At 60.9% G+C, this 20302-nt stretch carries 20 protein-coding genes and 2 pseudogenes; 10 read left to right on the top strand and 12 right to left on the bottom strand.

The genetic code is table 11. The features are described 5' to 3' along the window. The first annotated feature begins 375 nt into the window (after window positions 1–375). The 3 genes from KB879_RS34740 to KB879_RS34730 all read left to right on the top strand — a co-directional run bounded on the left by KB879_RS34740 (window position 376) and on the right by KB879_RS34730 (window position 2456). A complete protein-coding gene (locus KB879_RS34740; protein ID WP_211984120.1) occupies window positions 376–1365 on the top strand; it encodes an alpha/beta fold hydrolase in 990 nt (329 codons plus the stop codon). A 69-nt stretch (window positions 1366–1434) separates the two neighbouring features. Then, entirely contained in the window at window positions 1435–2160 is a 726-nt protein-coding gene (locus KB879_RS34735) for a cysteine hydrolase (RefSeq protein ID WP_211984118.1), read from the top strand. A 65-nt stretch (window positions 2161–2225) separates the two neighbouring features. Next, window positions 2226–2456, top strand: a complete 231-nt coding sequence (locus tag KB879_RS34730; protein ID WP_211984116.1) for a DUF2798 domain-containing protein — start codon at window positions 2226–2228, stop codon at window positions 2454–2456. A 68-nt stretch (window positions 2457–2524) separates the two neighbouring features. On the opposite strand, the gene KB879_RS34725 is transcribed toward KB879_RS34730, so the two are convergent. After that, the gene (locus KB879_RS34725; protein ID WP_211984631.1) at window positions 2525–2827 is read right to left on the bottom strand and encodes a hypothetical protein; all 303 of its coding nucleotides are present in this window, start codon (window positions 2825–2827) and stop codon (window positions 2525–2527) included. Window positions 2828–2992: 165 nt separating this feature from the next. On the opposite strand from KB879_RS34725, the gene KB879_RS34720 reads away from it, so the two are divergent. Next, window positions 2993–3916 carry a Ppx/GppA family phosphatase gene (locus KB879_RS34720; protein ID WP_211984114.1) on the top strand — a complete coding sequence of 308 codons (924 nt, stop codon included), beginning with the start codon at window positions 2993–2995 and terminating at the stop codon, window positions 3914–3916. A 54-nt stretch (window positions 3917–3970) separates the two neighbouring features. Here the strand turns inward: KB879_RS34720 and KB879_RS34715 are convergent, their stop codons facing one another. From KB879_RS34715 to KB879_RS40605, 5 genes are all read right to left on the bottom strand, one after another. Further along, complete coding sequence (locus KB879_RS34715) at window positions 3971–4249, bottom strand: hypothetical protein (protein WP_211984112.1); 279 nt, start codon at window positions 4247–4249, stop codon at window positions 3971–3973. A 10-nt stretch (window positions 4250–4259) separates the two neighbouring features. Next, on the bottom strand, window positions 4260–4502 hold the full coding sequence (locus KB879_RS34710; RefSeq protein ID WP_211984109.1) for a hypothetical protein: 243 nt from the start codon (window positions 4500–4502) through the stop codon (window positions 4260–4262). Between the two features lie 230 nt (window positions 4503–4732). Next, on the bottom strand, window positions 4733–6265 hold the full coding sequence (locus KB879_RS34705) for a CYTH and CHAD domain-containing protein (protein WP_211984107.1): 1533 nt from the start codon (window positions 6263–6265) through the stop codon (window positions 4733–4735). Beyond that, window positions 6266–6496: a hypothetical protein gene (locus KB879_RS34700; protein ID WP_211984105.1), complete on the bottom strand. Its 231-nt coding sequence runs from the start codon at window positions 6494–6496 to the stop codon at window positions 6266–6268. Window positions 6497–6561: 65 nt separating this feature from the next. Further along, window positions 6562–6897, bottom strand: coding sequence for a DUF3562 domain-containing protein (locus tag KB879_RS40605; protein ID WP_211984103.1), 336 nt, complete (start codon window positions 6895–6897; stop codon window positions 6562–6564). Window positions 6898–7480: 583 nt separating this feature from the next. Between KB879_RS40605 and phaP the strand changes: the two genes are divergently transcribed. From phaP to pstS, 4 genes are all read left to right on the top strand, one after another. After that, window positions 7481–8050, top strand: coding sequence for a TIGR01841 family phasin (gene phaP, locus KB879_RS34690; RefSeq protein WP_211984101.1), 570 nt, complete (start codon window positions 7481–7483; stop codon window positions 8048–8050). 648 nt (window positions 8051–8698) lie between these two features. Next, window positions 8699–9115 (top strand): hypothetical protein, encoded by a 417-nt coding sequence (locus KB879_RS39790; RefSeq protein ID WP_249221520.1) that lies wholly within the window; start codon window positions 8699–8701, stop codon window positions 9113–9115. Window positions 9116–9606: 491 nt separating this feature from the next. Next, on the top strand, window positions 9607–11721 hold the full coding sequence (gene ppk1 / locus KB879_RS34680) for a polyphosphate kinase 1 (RefSeq protein ID WP_211984405.1): 2115 nt from the start codon (window positions 9607–9609) through the stop codon (window positions 11719–11721). A 310-nt stretch (window positions 11722–12031) separates the two neighbouring features. Continuing rightward, window positions 12032–12988, top strand: a complete 957-nt coding sequence (gene pstS / locus KB879_RS34675) for a phosphate ABC transporter substrate-binding protein PstS (protein WP_249221533.1) — start codon at window positions 12032–12034, stop codon at window positions 12986–12988. Window positions 12989–13090: 102 nt separating this feature from the next. Here pstS and KB879_RS34670 read toward each other — a convergent pair. Further along, window positions 13091–13366: pseudogene (locus KB879_RS34670) on the bottom strand (IS5/IS1182 family transposase); the annotation flags it as partial. 58 nt (window positions 13367–13424) lie between these two features. On the opposite strand from KB879_RS34670, the pseudogene KB879_RS34665 reads away from it, so the two are divergent. Beyond that, window positions 13425–13841: pseudogene (locus tag KB879_RS34665) on the top strand (DUF1348 family protein); the annotation flags it as partial. A gap of 137 nt (window positions 13842–13978) precedes the next feature. After that, window positions 13979–14605 (top strand): hydrolase, encoded by a 627-nt coding sequence (locus KB879_RS34660; protein WP_013953086.1) that lies wholly within the window; start codon window positions 13979–13981, stop codon window positions 14603–14605. Window positions 14606–14958: 353 nt separating this feature from the next. Here the strand turns inward: KB879_RS34660 and KB879_RS40600 are convergent, their stop codons facing one another. The 5 genes from KB879_RS40600 to KB879_RS34635 all read right to left on the bottom strand — a co-directional run bounded on the left by KB879_RS40600 (window position 14959) and on the right by KB879_RS34635 (window position 20269). Further along, a complete protein-coding gene (locus tag KB879_RS40600; RefSeq protein WP_211984403.1) occupies window positions 14959–15087 on the bottom strand; it encodes a twin-arginine translocation signal domain-containing protein in 129 nt (42 codons plus the stop codon). A gap of 12 nt (window positions 15088–15099) precedes the next feature. Then, window positions 15100–16812, bottom strand: coding sequence for a CocE/NonD family hydrolase (locus KB879_RS34650; protein WP_211984095.1), 1713 nt, complete (start codon window positions 16810–16812; stop codon window positions 15100–15102). A 33-nt stretch (window positions 16813–16845) separates the two neighbouring features. Further along, entirely contained in the window at window positions 16846–17925 is a 1080-nt protein-coding gene (locus KB879_RS34645; RefSeq protein ID WP_211984093.1) for a porin, read from the bottom strand. Window positions 17926–18144: 219 nt separating this feature from the next. Further along, window positions 18145–19458: a fumarylacetoacetase gene (gene fahA, locus KB879_RS34640; protein WP_211984091.1), complete on the bottom strand. Its 1314-nt coding sequence runs from the start codon at window positions 19456–19458 to the stop codon at window positions 18145–18147. Window positions 19459–19465: 7 nt separating this feature from the next. After that, window positions 19466–20269, bottom strand: coding sequence for a cyclase family protein (locus KB879_RS34635; RefSeq protein WP_041228959.1), 804 nt, complete (start codon window positions 20267–20269; stop codon window positions 19466–19468). Window positions 20270–20302 lie beyond the last annotated feature (33 nt).

Here is a 20302-nt window from a genome sequence, read left to right as displayed (position 1 = left end):
GATCGAAGCCTGGTAAGGGGCGGTCCTGCGCAGCAAGGTCGAGCGAATGGCGACGCCTGCCGACGATTTCAGCAAGTCACCCCCAAGCGGTTGTTGTACTGATTTTTTTTGCGGCTTCAAAAAGGACGACTGCTCATATCAGGCAATGCGCACTCGCACCATGGATCACTCTGGTCGACGCGCTACCAACCATCGGTCCTGCCGCCCCATGTCGATGGCCCAGTCGAAAACAATAAACATGTGCCTGTTGACTGTGTTATCGCCCAACTATATTGAAGCCTGCACAAACCAGCACGCATCCGCACCATGAGCAAGAACCTGATGCTCGGACCTATTCAGGGCAACGCGCGCATGTGCCAATAAAGGAGTCTCACCATGTATTCAGATCGCAGCCTCGATCAAGGCCTATCGCGACGAAACCTGCTGTTGGGTAGCGCGGCCGCAGCCAGCGCGCTAGTGGCTTCCGGCTTGCCCGGACCTGCGGCGGCAGCACCGTCGGCAGAAAAGGCGAACACCGCAAAGGCAAGCGGCAAGGCGTCAGGCGGCTACATCACGGCAAAGGACGGCACCCAGCTCTATTTCAAGGACTGGGGCGCCGGTCGCCCCGTTGTATTCAGTCATGGCTGGCCGCTGAGCTCGGACAGTTGGGAATCCCAGATGATGCTCGTTGCGTCGGAAGGGTATCGCGCCGTTGCACATGACCGTCGGGGCCACGGCCGTTCAAGCCAGCCATGGAATGGCAATGAGATGAACACTTATGCCGACGACCTGGCCACTGTGTTCGAAACCCTTGACCTGCGGGATGCCATCCTGGTGGGCTTCTCCACAGGTGGAGGCGAGGTGGCCCGGTATATGGGCCGGCATGGGACGCGGCGCGTTTCAAAGGTGGTGCTGGTTTCAGCGGTGCCGCCTTTGATGGTGAAGACCGCCGCCAATCCGCGCGGACTGCCAATTGAAGTGTTCGACGGTCTGCGCGCCGCACAACTTGTCAATCGGTCGCAGTTCTACAAGGACGTCCCGGCGGGGCCGTTCTATGGCTTCAACCGTCCAGGCGCAAAGCCGTCGCAGGGGTTGATCGACGCATGGTGGGCGCAGGGCATGCAGGGTGGACACAAGAGTACGTACGACTCGATCAAGGCATTTTCCGAGACCGATTTCACCGAGGATCTCAGGAAGATCGATGTGCCGACCCTGATCATCCACGGCGACGACGATCAGATCGTGCCGATCGACGCCGCTGGACGCGCATCGGCAAAGATCGTCAGGAATGCGAAGCTGATTGTCTACCCCGGTGCGCCGCATGGGCTCACCGACACCCACAAGGACCGGTTCAGCGCCGACTTGTTGGCATTCATCCGTAGTTGAAACGACGCCGCATCTGCCGGACCCCACGAAGGCGCCGGCAGAGTGGGCTCACCATAAGAGGTACTTCCCATGTGCAACCACCATGGCCGCTATGCAGATCCCGTTGATCCGGCTCTGCCGAAGTCCGGCATTACGCTGGACCTGCCACGCACCGCGCTCGTTGTGATCGACCCGCAGATCGACTTCATGAGCCCCGAAGGCCGCAGCTGGGGCGTGGTCGGAGAAAGCGTGACGGAGCAGAACCTCGTGGCCAACCTGGTCCGTCTGTTCGAGGCAGCAAAACAGGCGGGCATCACGGTCGCCATCTCTCCCCACTATTACTTTCCCCATGATCACACATGGAAAGTGCAGGGCCCCGCCGAGATGTTCCAGCATGCCATCGGCATGTTCGACCGTCCGGGCGCGCTGAACCTGGACGGATTCCGTGACTCGGGCGCGGACTTCATGCCGGAACTCAAGCCGTATATTGAGGATGGCAAGACCATCATCTGCTCCACGCACAAGCTGTACGGCCCGCAGGCCAACGATCTTGTCCTGCAGTTGCGCAAGCAGCGCGTCGACCAGGTGATCCTTGCGGGCATGGCCGCCAATCTGTGCGTCGAATCCCATCTGCGTGATCTGTTGGAGCAAGGTTTCGAAGTTGCTGTCGTACGCGACGCCGTAGCAGGGCCGAAGCTACCCGAAGGGGACGGGTATCACGCGGCACTGGTCAACTTCCGCTTCATCGCAAACGCGCTGTGGGATACCAACGAAACCGTGCAGCGGTTGGCAGGAAAGTTTGAAGCAGCCGCGTAGCGCCTGGCGCGGCAATGGCAGGGTGCATCAATGTCTGGTTCAAAGAATGCATAGAGGCGACTCACATGCCCAAGATTCCTTCGCGCTACAGCTATTTCGCCTATGGCGTTATCCAGGCCGGCTTGACCTGCTCCATCGCTGCTGCCATCGCAAGCATTCCATTTGCAGAAGAGGGCCTGTTTTTTCAGCACTGGCTAAGGTCCTGGAGCGTTTCCTGGCTGACCATGCTGCCGGTTGTCGTGTCGGCCACGCCCGTCATTCGCCGCCTGGTCGATCGCATGACAAGCCACTCTTAGGTCATACCGTCCTATATCGATGGCCTAGTTGAAAACGATAGACATGTGCCTGTTGACTGTGTCATCGCTCAACTACATTGAAGTCTGCACAAACCAGCACGCATCGGCACCATGACCAAGAACCTGACGCTCAGACATGCGGAAACGGAGGCCGAGATCCGTGCCTGCTTCCCTTCTGTGCGTCCAAGCTCGCAAAGCGCTTGCAGCAGGCGCTCGCCATGACCCTGCCCCCGGCCTTCGGCATCGGTGATCGGGTCGTCGACGTTCAGAAAGCGCCCGCGGATCAGCTTCTTCGCCGGCTTTGCATTCGGGCGCGCCCCGGGCTTTGCGGCCTTGGTCTTTTCAGCCTTTGCCGGCTTTGCGGCCTTCACGGCCTCTGTGGGCCTTTCAACTGGTTTCTCCCGCCGGCGGACCTGGGCGATTAAAGGGGGACATGCGTGTTGTCATCAACTTGTCGTAATTCGCTGGGCATCATCCTGAACCTTCACAGATCGGGGCCAGCGCAAGCGCTTCGCTTGGCAGCCTCCGCGTTCCGTATGACAACCCCGTACTATGCCGCAGTAGACCTTGGCTCCAATGCGTTTCGCATGATGATCGGCCAACCCGCGCGCGGTGGTAGCCGTGTCATCAGGGAAGTGGCATTTTTCCGCGAGCCGGTTCGTCTTTCCCACGGTCTGCGCGGCTCGGAGTTGGACGACTCTTCCCTCGAGCGGGGCTGGCGCGCGCTGGAGCGCTTTGGCAAGCGGTTGCGGGGATTCGAGCCCACCCGAGTACGGGCGGTGGCCACCAATACAGTGCGGGTGGCGAGCAATGCCACTGTGTTCCTCGCCAAAGCCGAGCAACGCCTTGGTTTCCAAATCGATGTGATCTCCGGCCACGAGGAGGCACGCCTGGTCTATGCTGGCATCGCACATAACATGCCGGACGCAAACACCACACGGCTGGTGGTCGATATCGGCGGCGGCTCGACGGAGTTGGCCATCGGTCGTGGCGAGCAGCTTCTGGCGGTGGACAGCGTGCCGATCGGCAGTGGCACATTCGGCAAGCGATTCTTTCCCAACGGCGTGCTAGACGGGCGCAGCTTGCAACTGGCTGAGCGGATAGCAGGCGAGGAAATCGAGAAGGTGGCCACACGGTATCGGGATCATGCCTGGCAGCTGACCATCGGCTCGTCGGGTACGGCTCGCCTGCTTGCGCGGTTGTTGCAATGTAATGGCCTGAACACACGAGGGAGCAGCACGATTACCTATGATGGACTGCTACGGCTGGCGCTGCGCCTGCTGGAGGCGGGGCATCTCCGTCGCCTGGAGCTTGCCGGCCTGAAGCGCCATCGCCTCGAAGCGCTGCCGGGTGGCCTTGCCGTGATGCTGGCGGTGTTCAAAGTATTTGGCATCGATGAGATGCTGCCATCCGAGCCCGGCTTGCGTTTCGGCGTATTGCATGGCTTGATGCAGAGCTAGCGTCCTGGTGCGGTCACTGAGGAAGGGGCGCCAGGCCGGCGGCAAACGCGCGACCTACCGTTGGCCGTCCAGCGGCGACCTACCTTCGGCAATCATTGCCTTAAGTTTCGCAACCGTCAATTCGGCACTGGTGAAAGCGGTAGACTGCTGCGCCGCCTTGCCACCAGCTCGGAAGATGGTCTGCTGCAGGCCGGTCAACGTGTGATGGCGTACCAACACGAAGCCTTGGCAGCCCCCATTGGACAGCGGCTCAGTGTAGGCGCGGAAGTCGTAATAACCGGCGCGGTGAAAACTCTCAAAGGAAGAGTTGGGACTGTTATCAGTGATGGTCAAGCTGGAAACTTCACTGCGATGGCGTCGGAATGGCAAACGGCGGCATTGCGGCCACCAAGTACCGGCGGTAGGCGTGCTCAATATCGGCATCCGCGTCAAAGCGCGCCTCGAGGGGATCGCTTCGGTACTTCGAGCAGTGAAAGCTGCTGATGCCGGCGGTAGATTCCAATGTCACCAATCCTTGGTACCGTCCGGACGGTAGCTCCAGGACCGAGGTCGTAATGGATACCTCTCCACGCTGATACGTCGCCATCTTTGATTCCATTCTGGACACCAAATATGGACAGCTTATCAGAGGCCTACTGTTTCCAAACACAGATTTCTCTTGCGCACTAACGTGGTGCGCGGACAGGAAAATTGCCCCCTTCGAAGGGGCATCGGATGGCGGCGTTTCGGTTTCGATGCCTATTTTCAATGGTAGCGCAGACATCACCTGGGACGTCTCTTTGCGCGATGCCACGGCATGAGTCCGTAGCTTTTCCGCTAGAAGGGGAGGCGCGCTCCCTTGAAGCGCTTCCACAGGCTACGCAGTTGCTCCTTGTCCGCGTCCACCCTGCCTGCAAGGTAGCCGCGCGCATAGCCGGTGCCAGATGCCAACTGCGGGTCCTTGACGGTGAGGCTGCGCAACAGGTCATCCGCAACCGCAATGTCGTTGCGCCAACCCAAGTCATCCTGCAGACGCGACAGCTGGCGACGGAAGCGCTGCAACTTCTTCGCCGGGAACAAGGATTCGAAAAATTCCGTCGCGTAGCGGAGCTTCTTGGCGGCAATGCGAGCGCGGTGGCGCCGATGTACGTCGAGCCTTGCCATGCGCCGGCCGCGTTTCAACAATTTGCGATGGCGCTGGTGCAAGGTGTCCAGCGCAAACTTCGTGGCCGGCTCAGCCAGCTCACTGCGTTGCGTATCGACGTGCGCATGACGCCAGTTGCCGCTGCTTGCCCAATGGTTTAGTGCAAGGATCAGCCGAGTGTAGCGCGTGGAGTCGACTGCTTGCGCGGCGCGTTGTCGCGCTTCGGCGGCAACCTCATTCGCCGCAGCCAGGATCTCGTCCGCGCCCACGTCACTCGGCGCCCCGTCGACGGCCTCGCGTAATGTTGAGTGGGCAAGTACCTCCCAGTCCCGTGCAGGGCCCAGCTCGCCGGCAATCCACTTGATTTCTTCCTGAAGCTCGGACGGGCAGGCAAGCAGTGACTGGAAGATGTCCAGTGCGGAGCGCAGGCGGCGTAGTCCGACCCGCATCTGATGCACCGTCTCCGGGTTGTCGCTGTTCACGACGCCGTGCTCGTTGGCTGAAATCTGCGCCAGGCAGTTTTGCACAATGCTTTGGAACACGGCTTCGGTCGAAGCCTCGTCGGAAAGCGTGAGGGGGGCGGCGCGAACCGCTTCCGATGGCTCGCAAACGACAAGCGCGTAGCCGCGGTCGCCCTTGCTCGCTCGGCTCACGCGCATGGGAATCGCATCGAGCAGCTCCAGTGCGAACCCGAAGAGCTCTGTCGGTGCACCGGCCTGGATCTCCAACTCGAGCTCACGGATGGGAGCCGTGGCTTCCCCTGCCCGGATGACCCCGCGATCCAGGGCCGCCTCCACCTCTGCGCCTTGCGGTAAGCGCAGCAGCGCAACGGTCCGCTGCACCTCGGCGACGAAGACCGGCTCGAGGCGCTCCGCCAGGTCGCTTTCACGAAGCAGGTCTCCCAACGCCGTGTCCTTGGGGGGGGTCTCCTGCAGTGCACTCAAGTCGGGCACGGGCCCGGCAATCGCAGTTTCGAACTCCTCGCGCTCGTATAGGCCACCCTGCCGCCTGCCGTGGGTTTTCAATGTCTGCACATAGTGGTTTCCCGCCTGGCGCACCCGCAGGGATGCACGGTGTTGACGCAAGGACAGGTCAGCCGTATCAAAATACGTACTGACGAGCTGCTCGTCGTGGGGCGGCTCCACGCACCGGGACGACAGCAGGGGCAGCGCGATCAGCCGGTCAACCTCGTCGTGCAGAAGTTCGAGCTTCAGTTCGCGTTCCATCTATTCCAGCTTGGCGGAACTCTCGAATTCCGCAAACACGCGGGCCTGTACCGCGTCCATGACCGCCAGGACCTGGGCATTTGCCGGCCCGCCGGCTGTGACACCCGTGGCATTCTTGGGCTTCGACCCGAGCGGATAGAAAACAAAAACCGTATCGAACTGGCCTGCCGCCTCCATCTTCAGGCTCCGGTTGAGCGCTTTCAGGTATCGCTTCCTTGCGGTCTTCGACATGGGCATCATCGCTTACTGTTGTTGTCAAGGGTTGGCGGTTGCCGGCAATCTCCAAACCAGTCCGCTTAGAGCCGTTGGTACCACTGCGCCCCGCCGAGGTCAATTATCCACCCGCCCGTGGCAGGCGGTGCCAAGGAAGTAGAGGGTGGGCAATGCGGGATCGTGCCTGCGACGGCTATATGCGTGCGGGACGTGATCCCGTCCCGATCCGGGTCCAAGCCTAGGGGCACTACCGACTCAGATTGCAATCTGCGAATCCGGGCGATGGTGCGCTTTGCAGCAAACAATGGCAGATAGACATGAACGCGGGCGTCCACGCTCAACTCTGCGATGGCGGTGAGGTAAGACTCCCTGACGATCTCTGGCGGAAAACCCGTGTCGACGGCGATTCTCGCGACCATATGGTCGCAGTCCTCTGCTCTCATTGCTCCCCCTTTCCCTTCTCATTCATGAACGGTTGCCGAAAAAAAGTGTCCATAAATGCCCTCGGCGTTCCTCCTGATGTTATGACCTGCGCTGTTTTGGGATGGCTCGTTGAGCCTGCCGCTTATCGCTGGAACGGATAACTACTCTAGTCAACTTCGCGAGCAATAGTGGCACCGTCTTGCATAACTTGGGGTGGGCCCTTTTCGGTTGATGCTTACTTAGGACTCCAGCGCAGAGGCGTCTTTCCTGGAGCATCGAGGATTTTTCGGCGATGACGAGATGCGGCGGGGCATGATCCCGGCGCGTTGCCGTCGCCGCGCTGTCACAGTCCCAACCTATATTCTTCTAAGAGTCTGCCGACCGTAGACGGTATCCGGATTGTCAGACGTCAAGTGCAAGCCCGGTCACGGGTTGGGATGCCCAGCGCAGGCTCGATCCTGACCGCATTGGGCAGTTCCGCTCCCGCCCCGCTTTCTCACGGGTCGATTCACTGCGTGCCTTCTCAAACGTGTCATCGCTGGCAGAGTGGGGCGCTCTTCTACAAGTCAGGAGTTGCAAATGGATCAATCGTCCTCCAAGCAAATTACGGAAGCGCAAACCGCGCATGTTGACGCCTTCATGGGGCTGGCCAACACCACCATTGAGGGATTCGAGAAATTGCTTGTACTGAATTTTCAGACTGTGAAGACGGCGCTGGCGGAGACACACGAGGAGGCGCAGAAAGTGCTGTCAGCCAAGGACACCCAGGAGTTGCTTACGGTGGAATCGGACTGGCTTCGTCCGGTGCCAGACAAAATGCTTTCGTATCAGCGTCATCTTTGCCAGATCGCGACCGATACCCAGGCCAGGCTCGGCGAGGTAGCCGTAGCGCAATACGAGGCCAGCAAGCACAACATGACGGACTTCATCAAAGGCGCTGCAAGCGCAGTCGTGGCATGGGACGCCGGAACTTCCGACGCCGGCCTACGGGCTGCCATCGAGACAACGGACCTGCTGTTCGAAAGCATGCGGAAGGCCGCGAAGCAAATGGCGCAAGCCGCTGAAAGTAGCCTTGAAGCAGCCAGCGATGCTGTCGCCAATGCGAGTCAGTCGTCAGGCGAACGTTCATTGCAGGAGGCTGCGCAGTAGTACCTGGTATGAACGCCTCATGGCCGCGGGCCGTTGCTGTGGCGCAGGACGCTGCACGGCCCCGTCTGGGGTCACCAGTGAGACCGTGGGAATACCGGTTCGGTACTATCGAAAGAGCCCGATGATGCGCAAGCCGCGGCCATGAGCGTCGGCCGCTCAATACCCGGTTGCGCCCGTGCAGGCCCGCTACCAGAGGTTTTGGCGTGTTCGAGTGGCGGCGTCGGAGAATCCCCGATTGGACTTTTGCATGTTGGTACCCTGATTCTGAGGCGGGGATCCCTTGACCGGGCGCACACACGATTCACTCGGCTCAATCGCGTGGAAGAAGGGGGAGGTCAGTGGGGCCGTGAGGGCGGAAAGCCCACCGGCCGGGGCGTGAAATCTGCGCATGCTCGGCTCCTCTCGTCGCCATGCATCGCGCCGCAGGGCAACACAACGCCAGCGCGTTCTGGCAGGGCAAACAAAGAGCGGGGCTGCGAGGCGAACGTGGACCAGATCCACTGCCTCGTTCTTCTTTTCGTGGGTACCAAAAAGCCAAGCTACTCCTGGCGGATCCACGAACCTCGCATCGTCAATACTATATATACTGTATGAACGTAAATGCATAGGACAGAGGGCTTGATGCCAGGTAATTCCCGGAGGAAGCTGGTGACGACGTTACCATCGGACGCACGGAACGAGAAGGGATCCGAAGGCACGCTGCGCGCTGGCAAGGCAGGACGGAAAACTTCTACCCAGACGATGTCGCCTGCCTTGGCGCCTCCGACCGACGAGGGGTCTGCCAGCGTAACGAAAGCCAAGACGCCGAGCAATGGTGCGGCGCAGCAGTCAGACAAATCAACCAAGAAGCCAAAGGTCGTTCGGGACAGTTTCACGATGCCGGAGCACGACTATGAAAAGCTTGCCGAGCTCAAGCGGAAGTGCCTCGCAGGTGGCGTCCCGGTGAAGAAGAGCGAGTTGCTGAGGGCAGGACTACGGGCTCTTGAAGCCCTCTCGCAGGAGAGGCTACTCGGCGTTGTTGCGCAAGTCGAGGCAGTCAAGACGGGGCGCCCCGCGAAGTCCTAAAGCGGACGCCGTTACCGATACCCGAAGAAGCCGTCCATCGGGATCACTCCGACACATCCGACAACACGTCCAGCTAAGTTTGGAGCCACGGCCGAATGACTGTCTGCCGCTAACGGTAAGTGTCATGGTCGAAGCATCCGGTCTCGACGAGTGGGGAGGTCGAAGGGCAGGGGGCAAGCGGATTTCGTCAAAAATCTGTCATTCGCCAGTGGCAAATGGCCCACGCCCTGCCCAATGCAGATTAGGACAGGAGTATCAAGGTTTGATGACGAAAGTGGGCTGCGCTGCAGACCAGTGACGACCTCGGCGCTGAGAGACGAAGACAGAGGCAGCGTGCAAACGCCTCGGATAGGTTCAGCCCGCAGCTAGAATCCAGGGTACAGATCCAAAAATGAAGGCAGATTTCCGCTGATGCTCTTGCTGACCGAGCCACAGCGTTGCCCAGGTGTCCCTCCGTGGGCCCGACCATCATGAAACACGCAGCCGAGCGCATGCAGACGACCCCGTCGAGCCCCCCGGGAGCGGCGAGCCTTGATATCCTGGCAGAACGCGTTGGCGTGCAGAATGGCAATGACCTCTTCATCAACCGCGAGCTCAGCGAACTCGAGTTTTACGACCGCGTTCTGCAACAGGCCGCCGATCCAGCGGTGCCACTGCTGGAGCGTCTGCGCGCGCTGTGTACGGTCAGCAGCAATCTGGACCAGTTCTACGAGATCCGGGTCGCTGGCCTGAGAGAGCGCTGCTTGATTCAGTCTGCTGCCGTCGGGCCGGACGGGATGGCGCCGCAGGAGCTCTACGCAAGTCTCAACTTGCGGGTCCGTGAACTGGTGGATCGACAGTACCGTCTGTTCAATGACGTGCTGGTGCCCGCGTTGGCCGAGCAACAAATATGCTTTTTGCGGCGTCCCACGTGGAATCCCACGCAGTCAGCCTGGATCCGGGAATTCTTCTTCGCCGAACTGATGCCGGTGCTGACGCCCATCGGACTGGACCCGGCGCATCCGTTCCCGCGGTTGCTTAACAAGAGCCTGAACTTCGCCGTCGAGCTCGAGGGCAGAGACGCGTTCGGGCGCAACGCCAGCCATGCGATCGTACAGGCGCCACGCGCGTTGCCGCGGGTGATTGCTCTGCCGGAGGACATCGCCGGATGCCAGTACGGCTTCGTTTTTCTCTCGTCGATTCTGCACGCCCACGTCGGCGAGCTGTTTGGCGGCATGACAGTGCGCGGCTGCTACCAGTTCCGCGTGACCCGAAACAGTGAGCTGTTCGTGGACGAGGAAGAAGTCAAGAACCTGCGCGAGGCGCTGCAGGGCGAACTGCCGCATCGCCACTTTGGCGATGCGGTTCGACTGGAGGTGGCCGACAACTGCACGTCGGGAATGACTGCGTTCCTGCAGGAACAGTTCGGTCTGACGGCAAGCGAGGTGTTCTCCGTCAATGGCCCGGTCAACCTGGTTCGCCTGTTGCAGGTCCCGGACCAGGTCAATCGACCGGAGCTGAAGTACCCCCCGTTCCGGCCTAGCCTGCCAAAGGCCCTGCGGGAGCATTCGGACATGTTCCGCGCCATGCGCGATGGCGACATCCTGCTGCATCATCCGTTCCAGTCTTTCGCACCCGTCGTTGACTTTGTCAGGCAAGCGGCACACGACCCGGATGTGGTGGCCATTCGCCATACGGTCTATCGGGCAGGGCACGACTCGGCCCTGCTAACGGCATTGCTCGAGGCGGCGCGCAATGGCAAGGAAGTTACCGTCGTGGTGGAGTTGCTGGCCCGCTTCGATGAGGAAGCCAACATCGGCTGGGCGGCGCAGCTGGAGGAAGTCGGCGCGCATGTCGTCTATGGCGTCGTAGGCTTCAAGGCGCACGCCAAGATGGTCATGGTCTTGCGCCGCGAAGGCGGGGCGCTCAGGCGCTATGTGCACCTTGGCACCGGGAACTATCACGGCCTGACGACCCGAACCTATACGGATTTCGGGCTGCTGACCTGCCATGAAACGCTGACGCAGGATGTCGCGCAGGTCTTCAGCCAGCTGACGGGCCTCGGTCAGACCGAGGGCATGACCCATCTCTGGCAATCGCCATTCACCATGAAGCAGGCGCTGTTGTCAGCAATTCGCCGCGAGGCCGAGCAGGCCCGGGCGGGCCGCAAGGGGGCGATCATTGCCAAGATGAATGCCTTGCTGGATCCGGAGTTGATCCAGGCCCTCTACGAGGCCTCACGTAACCGTGTACGCATCGACCTGATCGTCAGGGGCGCCTGTGCGCTGCGGCCGGGCGTCGCCGGCTTGTCGGAAAACATTGAGGTGAAATCGGTCATGGGCCGGTTTCTCGAACACGCCCGCATCTTCTACTTCCACGATGGCGGGGAAGAGCGGGTGATGCTGTCCAGCGGCGAATGGATGGAGCGCAGCCTCTCCCGACGGATCGAGATCTGCTTTCCGATCCTCGACCCCATCCTGAAGGCACGCGTCATCGCCGAAGGCCTGAAGCCCTACCTGACCGACCGGCGTGACGTCTGGCAGATGGCGCCGGACGGAAAATATGAGCGCCGCTCACAGCAGGGAGGCGACTCGGCGCAAGATTTTCTGCTGTCGGCTTTGACCTGAGTTCTCTTGGCTCTTCCATTGGTTATCTGATCTGAAGCGCCACCATGTCAGAAATATGACGATCACGATCGGGACACGTCTGGCGAGTCCGGCCGCTGTGGAACGGATACTCCTCGGCAACAAGCATGGCGCTTTTTCCGCGCGATTGCGGCGGTGATCTGCTACGCTGAATTGCCAAGGCGTTACAACGCAACCTGCAAACCACGGAAGAATAATCATGAAGCGGACGCACGACTTCCGGATACGTTCCTATATCCACGCTTTGGCTCGCCAACTGGCAATCGTGTTGCTATCTCTTGGCGCGGTTTCGATGGCACGAGCCGGAGATATCACGGGCGCGGGTTCAACCTTCGTCTACCCGCTAATGTCCAAATGGGCGGCAACGTATTACGCCCGTACCGGTCAGCAGGTCAACTATCAGCCGACCGGATCGGGCAACGGCATCCGGCAGATCCGTGCGGCGAGCGTGACCTTCGGTGCCACGGACATGCCGCTCAAGTCGGAGGACTTGCGAACGGCAGGGTTAGCGCAGTTTCCCATTGTGATCGGTGGGGTGGTGCCGGTTCTGAACCTGGACGGCGTTGGCGCGGGTCAGCTGCGCATGACCGGTTCGCTATTGGCGGACATTTATCAGGGAAAAATCGTTAACTGGAATGATCCGGCCATTGCCGCCGCAAATCCTGCAATCAAATTACCCGACCAGAAGATCGTAGTCGTTCATCGTAGTGACAGCTCTGGCACCACCTTCAACTGGACGGATTATCTTGCAAAGATCAGTCCGCATTGGGGTGCATCTGTTGGGGCCGGCACGACAGTGAAATGGCCCGTTGGCGTAGGAGCAAATGGCAATGATGGTGTCGCGACCTATATTCGCAATGTCAACGGAGCCATTGGCTACGTTGAACTGACCTATGCATTGCAGCGTAAGCTGGCCTATGCCGCCGTCATGAATCGCGATGGCATCTTTGTGCAGCCGTCACGCGAATCGTTCAGTGCCGCGGTGTCTGCGGCAGAGTGGAATCCGAAGGCAGACTTCTATCAGGTGCTGACGAATGCTTCTGGCTCCCAGGCCTGGCCGATTACCGGTGCCGTGTTCGTGCTGATCTCCAAGACTCGCGGTAACGCTGGCGAGACCAAAGACGCACTCGCATTTTTCCGTTGGGCGCTGTCCGAGGGACAGGCCGACGCGGCGGCCGAACACTATGTCGCTCTTCCTGAGAGTCTGGTTCGGCACGTGGAGTCGTATTGGAGGGAAGCCTTCCAATGAGGGAGGGCAGAAGGCGCCAACAATGCGAGTTATCGATGCGATTTGAGCGGCCTTGTTGCATAAATCGAATTTGAAGGCAAAGGCACCGCTATGATCATGATTTCAGGCGATGCGGACGGACTTCGGGCGAGCGACAGCCGCCATGCGGTTCAGCACGCCTACGCGGATCGAGACCTCGGTCGCCTGGGAGCCTATCTCACGCGCCCACAGGCAGGGGCCGGTGAGAGTCTTGAGCCGGTACAGCGAGCGCCGGTGATAGCCGCAGGCTTGCTTCCATTCTCGCCTACTGCTCTTTCCGATAGCGTCGATGGCCGCATTGCGCCAAGCTGCACCGGGCGTGTTGTCAGGCCAAGCCATCGCGCCCCCGCGCGGCGGGACTCGCGAATCCGCCATCGAGAAAGTGCGCCTAGCCGAGGATGGCTGGAACACCCGCGACGCTGCCAAAGTGTCCCTCGCGTACAGCCTGGATACGCGATGGCGCAACCGTGCTGAATTCGCAAGCGGCCGCGATGAAGCCCGAGCGTTTCTAGAGCGCAAGGAAGGCAACTACGAGATCTACATGGTGGCCGACGCCTCGGGCGGCACCACCAAGGAAGCGCACGACTACGCGATGCAGCGCATGGTGCAGGCCGGCGTAGTGCCGGTGACCTGGCAGCAGGTGCTGCTTGAATGGCAGCGCGACTGGAAGAACCGCGACACGTACGACGCGGTAATGAAGGTGGCCAAGGAACACTCGGGTGCCTACGGCATGGGCGTGGACTACGCCTACACCATGGTCCACAAGGCCGAGCAGCGCACCGCCACGAAGCACGAGTCGCTGGCTCCGGTCCATGCACAGGTGATCGAGCGGTAATTCTGCATTCGCGGGCTGGACGTTCCATAGGACGTCCAGTCATTTCAGAAACGGGGCCAACTGCCTACTTCAATCCCGACTGACTCAGACCGCGGCTTGAAGCAAGATCGCGGCCTCAAATGAACAGGAGAACTCCCATGTCCAAACTACCGTTGCTCGAACCCGCGGATTGTGCATTGATCCTCGTTGATGAACAGGCGGGCCTTGCGTTCGCCGCGGGTTCTCAAGACCCCCAGATTCTGCGCAGTAATGGCCTTGCGGTCGCGAAGACGGCGGTCGCCTTTGACTTGCCGGTTGTGGTCTCCACTTCGGCCTCGAAGGTCTACAGCGGCCCATTGATGCCGGCTTTTCGGGAAGTGCTGCCAAACGTCACGCCGATTGAACGCCGCAACATGAACCTTTGGGAAGACGATGCGGTCCGCGACGCGATTACGGCTACCGGAAAGCGTACGCTGATCATCGCGGGCATGCTGACGGAGGCCTGCGTGAGCTTCCCGGTTCTTTCAGCGCTGTCCGAGGGATATCAAGTCTACGTGGTTGCCGATGCTTGCGGTGGACTGACACCAACAAGCCATGACCTTGCGTTGCGACGGATGGCTTCCGCTGGCGCAGTCATGACTTCCTGGCTCCAACTCCTTCTCGAATTTCAGAGAGACTGGACGCGTCATGACACATATGAGAAGGCTCGCTCGATCGTGGTTGAGCATGGTGGTGGGTATGGCACGGGGCTCGCATACGCGCGTGACATGATCAAACCGACATGAGCGCGTGTATCGGTCATGCATGCGGCTAACTCTGCCTCATTCTGAGGGACGTAAGTTGAGGGGAGGGGGCGACCGGCGCTTTCCGACCCCTCTCTGCCATTCGCAATCACGCCGACAGATGGCCGCTTCGGGCCGAACTATGGTCAGCTCGTAGAGCTGCTATCGTCAGCGCGTCCCTTTCCCTCTGATACGCACCCGTCCGAATGGGGGGCATGCAACGCAAGCTGCTGCAAGTTCCCGAGCGAAGAAGCATTGCCCGGGCCTCTGGATGGATCGAGAAGTTCATCGAGCCCTGTTGAGCGACGCCATCTCGGGCCTGAAACGCAGCGGCGGGGCAAGCCGCTCTCTCGGCGTCATCTTGGTGGAACCTCCACTCTGGCCGGCCATGCCTGTTGTGCGTTGGCGGCGTGTCGCGGCAGGAGGCCGGCGGCCGCAAATGCACCAGCGGTGCGCGCGAGGAATTTCCGACGCGTCGTGCTGATGGCGCCCCCCTTTCAGCATGTTGCGGGAATGACGGGGAGAAGCAGGAACGACGCGTACTTCTCGCCCGTGTGGACGGTGGTCTGACCGGCGAAGCGGTCAGACCTGCGGTCGTCGGGGTGATCGTGCAGCAGCACCGACGAGCCGCGCATCGACTTGCCATAAATCTGCGGATAGGGTCCGGGCAGGTCGTGCTCGAAGTCCGAGCTGCCCACAGTCAGCACCAGCCGGTAGCCCTTCGGGAAGACGAAGCACATGGGCCAGATCTCGACCTGCAGCTCGTAGATCTCGTTCGGTTCGAGAAGTTGGATCTCCTGGTGCGTGTGCACGGGCTGATACGGCCTGGAGGCTTGAGGATCCAGCTTTCGGTGCGACGCTCTAAGCCAGCCTTGCGCGAGGGGGGCATTGGGTTCGACTGCCCCCAAGATCAGGTGCTCCTTGCCGTCCGGAGCGAAAGCCCGCAGCGTCAGGAACAGATCCGCATCGCGGGCCGTCGTGGAGATCCAGAGCGTGGCAGACAGCGGGCCGGTCACCTCGGTTTCGCGCTCGAAGGGTGCAGTGCTGAAGCTTACCTTGCCTGCCATGCCGTCAAACGAGACGCGCGAAGCTGTCACGCTCGGCTCCGATCGCAGGCTCTGTGCGCCGGCGTCCAGATACATGGGCGTCCATGCGGTGCGCGCCAAGGGCCATTCATGCTCGTCGCGCTCCACAAAACGATCCACGTGGCGCACCTGCATCTTGATCGGCGGCTGCCGATCCCAGCCGTTGTCCTCGCCCTTGAGGAAGCGGTCAAAAAACCGCTTCTGGAGCGCCACGCCGTAGTCCGTATAGAACTCCGTCCAATGCTCGAGCCCGTGCAATTCGAGCCACTTATGCTTCGAGCCGGCCCCCAAGTAGCCTTGGACATTGCCGCGGAGGTGCAGGCCATGGCCACCCCAGTTTGCGCAGGAAAGCACCGGTACCTCGATTGCACCCAAGTCCGCACGGCGGCCGTCGAAGTAGCTATCACTGATGAGCTCGGCGCTCAACTGCGTCGCGTTGATGTCCACGCGATTGGCGAGCAGTTCCTCGTCGCTGAGCTCGGCTGGCCCGGAGATAGGCAACCCGGTGTTGGGATTCACATGCCCACGCCGTCCGAGGCCGTGCTGCACGTTTTCCACCTGCTTCGGATACCAGGCCACCATGAACGTGTTGAGGATGCCGCCATGCCGGCAGGCGTCGCGATAGTAGTCGGAGAACCCCTCGAACGGGCAGATCGCGGCCAGATGCGGAGGACGTTTCGCCGCCACCAGCCATTGGGTGGCTCCGTAGTAGGAAACGCCGGCCAGGCCGATCTTCCCGTTGCTCCACGGTTGTTTCGCTGCCCATTCAATGCAATCGTAGAAGTCCTGCGCCTCGCGCGGGGAGAAGCAATCGATGACGCCCGGCGATCGGCCAGCGCCGCGCGAGTCCACGCGAATGCAGATGTAACCCAACGGCACCCATCTCTCCGGATCCGCGGTTTCCCAGTTCGCGTACTTGCTGCTGCTGCCCTTCAGAATTTCCGGGTGCTTAGTAGTGAGCGATTGCCATTGTGCGGGGAATCCCACCTGGAATGGCAGGCCTTTGGCGTATGGCCCGTAGGACATCAACACCGGGTAGCGTCCTTCCTCTTTCGGGCGAAAGACGTCGGCCCGAACCACCAAACCATCGTCCATGGGGATTTCAACGTCCCAATCGATTTGCATGTCTGTCTCCTGATCGGTTTATCTTGTAAGCGGCTAAAGCTTGTGGCGCATGCCCAGCGCAAAGCTGGTGCCACTGCCTTTTCCGGTAACCTTGTCGAACATCGTCACAGCGTATACGTCCGTGCGTTTCGACAGAGCATAGTCATAACCACCGGCAAGTCCGTGACGCCGATAGTCCGCCATGACATCGCTACGTACGCGTGAAGACACTGCAGAGGCCAGGATCTTCCCGCTGCCGACCGGAATCTGGGCACCCACCTGCAGCGCGTCGGTCGTCGTTGATGCACCGCTGGTACTTGTGTGGACATACTCGGTCAGCAGCTTGATGACCTTGAAGTCATAGGACAATCCCCCGACCATCGCTGTCTGCGCCCAGCTTCCCGCAGGAAGTCCGGGACCAAGCCGGGTTCTCTGGATGGCAAAACTCGCCGATAAAGGCCCGCGATCATAGAGCAGCATACCGACAGCATTGTTCTGCGAATTCGTGCCCGGCTGCTCGCCAAGGCTATACAAGCCCCGGAACGAAATTCCCGCGAATTCCGGTGAGTAGTAGCCAATCGCGTTATTCCACGCGGTATCGCCGGCAATGTATCGGCCCTGCTGGGGCGTCCACAGGACGTTCTGGAGCGGCGAAAACTTCGTCGAGCCGGAAAACGCATCGAAGAGCGCGGTCGCCAGAAACGTCGGATTTGCTAGTCGCCCGAGACGCACTTCGCCAAAACCGCCCTCCAGGCCGACGTAGGCATTTCGGGAAAAGAGGCCATCCGTGGGAGCGCGCCCATTGGCACCCGTGTCCATTTGGAAGAATCCCTCGAGGCGGTAGTTCGCCTTAAGACCGGCTCCCAAATCTTCGCTTCCTGTCATGCCCCAGAAGGACGTCTGCAGACCTCCACTTTCCACGCCAGTTGCAGAACGTTGTCCACTGAGATGGGTAACGCCGACATATGCGTCCGCGAGTCCATATAGCTGTGCGTTGGTCGCGTAGGACCCGCAAGGCAGCGCAAAGAGTGCCAGCGCATACAACCTTACTATCGGTTGCGCCCTCCGTGTGCAACCCGGTTCGCTACCAGCCTTACCATAGACGGCAAAGCTTGCTTGTCGTTCCTTGTACAAAATTGATCTCCTCCGTTTTATTTACTTCGATCACCTCAAAAGAACAGCGTGGTCTTGGCGCATGAGCAGCCTCACTGACGGGGGCGGTCGTCCTTTTCTGCGGCATTGCGAATGCCGGTATTCGCCCGAGGGAGCTGAGCGCGAGGCCCCACTCACCACAGCATCGCAGCCCATAATCGGCGGGGAGTGGCGCGCGCGGCAGTAGTGGGTTGGAGACGGTCAGGCGGACGCGGGGGCCGGCAGCACGGTCCCATAGTTGAGGCCGAAGCCGATCCGCGCATAGTCGTCGCGCTCGCACCAGCCACGGAACACGACGGTATCGCCATCCTCAAGGAAGCCGCGTTGTTCGCCGTCGCCGATATCTACCGGTTGCGTCCCGGATACTGTGAGTTCGATCAGCGCACCCGCCTCGCCTGGGGCGGGGCCCGAGATCGTGCCGCTGCCCAGCAGGTCGCCGCTCTGTAGGTTGCAACCGCCCATGGTGTGGTGCGCAATCATCTGGCTCAGCGTCCAGTACTGGTGTCGGAAGCTGGTATGGGTCAGCGTGCGCGGTTGCCGGCCCTGTGTTAGCTGGCGCGCGCTGAGTATCGAGACCTCCAGTTGGATGTCGAAGGCGCCGGCCGCGGCATTGTCCGCCGAGCGAAGGTAGTCGAGCGGTTGCGGGCGCCCTGGGGCGCGCGTCCAGCCTGTACGGTAAGGCAGCAGGGCTTCCAGCGTGACGATCCAGGGCGACAATGTGGTGGCGAAGTTCTTGGCCAGAAAAGGCCCTAACGGTTGCATCTCCCAAGTCTGAATGTCGCGCGCGGACCAATCGTTGAGCAGGCACAGGCCGAATATGTGCTGCTGTGCCTTTGCCAGCGGGATAGGCGTACCACGTGCATTTCCGATGCCAATCACCGCGCCCACTTCCAGTTCGTAGTCCAGACGCTGGCAAGGTCCATACACAGGTGCGCTGCCCGGATCGGCGCGGTACTGCCCCATCGGCCGGTAGACCTGCTGGCCACTGACGCCGATGGAAGACGCCCGGCCGTGATACGCGATCGGCAGCCAATCAAAATTGGGGTTCACCTCCAGCCCGAACTGGCGACAGCAGTTCACGGCGTGGTCGAGCGAAGTATAGAAATCCGTGTAGTCGCCAATGTGTACCGGGACCGCAAACTCGGCCGCCGCCTGCGGCACCAGCGTTTCGCGTACTGGACGCTCATGCACACTGTCTGCCTCCAGCAGCGCAAAGATGCCGTGGCGCAATGCGCGCCAGGCGCTCGGACCCAGGTCCAGCAGTGCATTTAGCGTCGGCGCTGCGGCGGCCTGCGTGGCTTCGGCGGCCAGGTCTTGCAGGCAGCCTCTGCCATGCAAGGCGGCCAGGTCGACGATCTGGTCACCGATCGCAACGCCGCCACGCCAGGGCTCCGCGCGGCCAAGCCGACGGAATATGCAGAGCGGAAGATTCTGCAGCGGAAAATCGCAGCCTGCAGCATTGGCCGAGTCCAGCCAGGTGTGGCGGGAGGCATCATGGGTGTGGTTCAGTTCCATGGTGGTATCAGGCGGCATTCAGGGCATCGTCGAAGATGGCAACGGCGCGGGTCCAGCCGGCCGAGGCCCCGCGAATCTTGTGCGGGAAGCAGGAGATGTAGAAGCCATGCGGCGGCAGCGCCTCCAAGTTGTGCAGCTTCTCCAGGTGGCAATAGCCAATGTTGCGGCCCGCCTTGTGGCCTTCCCAGATCAGCGAGGCGTCCTGTGTCTCGGCATACTTGCGGGCCGTGTGCACGAACGGCGCGTCCCAACTCCACGCGTCGGTACCGGTCAGCCGCACGCCACGTTCAAGCAGGTACATGGTGGCGTCGAACCCCATGCCGCAGCCGGACGAGACGTAGTCAGGCTGGCCGTAGCGCTTGCCCGCACGCGTGTTGACCACCACGATCTCCAGCGGCTTGAGCACGTGCCCGATTCTGTCGAGTTCGGCATCAACGTCGTTAGCGGTCACCACATAGCCGTCGTCCAGACCGGTGAAGTCGAGCTTCACGCCTGGCTGGAAGCACCACTCCAGCGGCACCTCGTCAATGGTGATGGCGCGCTCGCGCTGCCCCAATGACTCGTTCATGGTGCTGTGGAAGTGATAGGGTGCATCCAGGTGGGTGCCATTGTGCGTATTGAGCTGGATGCGCTCGATCGCCCAGCCTTCGCTGTCCGGCAGGTCGGACGGCTTCAGTCCCGGGAAAAAAGACGTGACCTGCTCGGCGGTCGAGCGGTGCGACAGGTATTCGATCCGGGGGCCATAGCCGGGAGGATCGGAGACGACATCGTTTTCCAGGTAGATCGAGAGATCGACGAAGCGGCGGGTCATGGTGGGAGGTCCTCTTTGGAGATGCGTGAAAAG

This window comes from Cupriavidus sp. KK10 (genome assembly GCF_018223725.1).
GTDB lineage: Bacteria > Pseudomonadota > Gammaproteobacteria > Burkholderiales > Burkholderiaceae > Cupriavidus > Cupriavidus necator.
The sequence above is the reverse complement of the archived record's forward strand: the minus strand, read 5'-3'. Positions and strand labels throughout refer to the sequence as shown.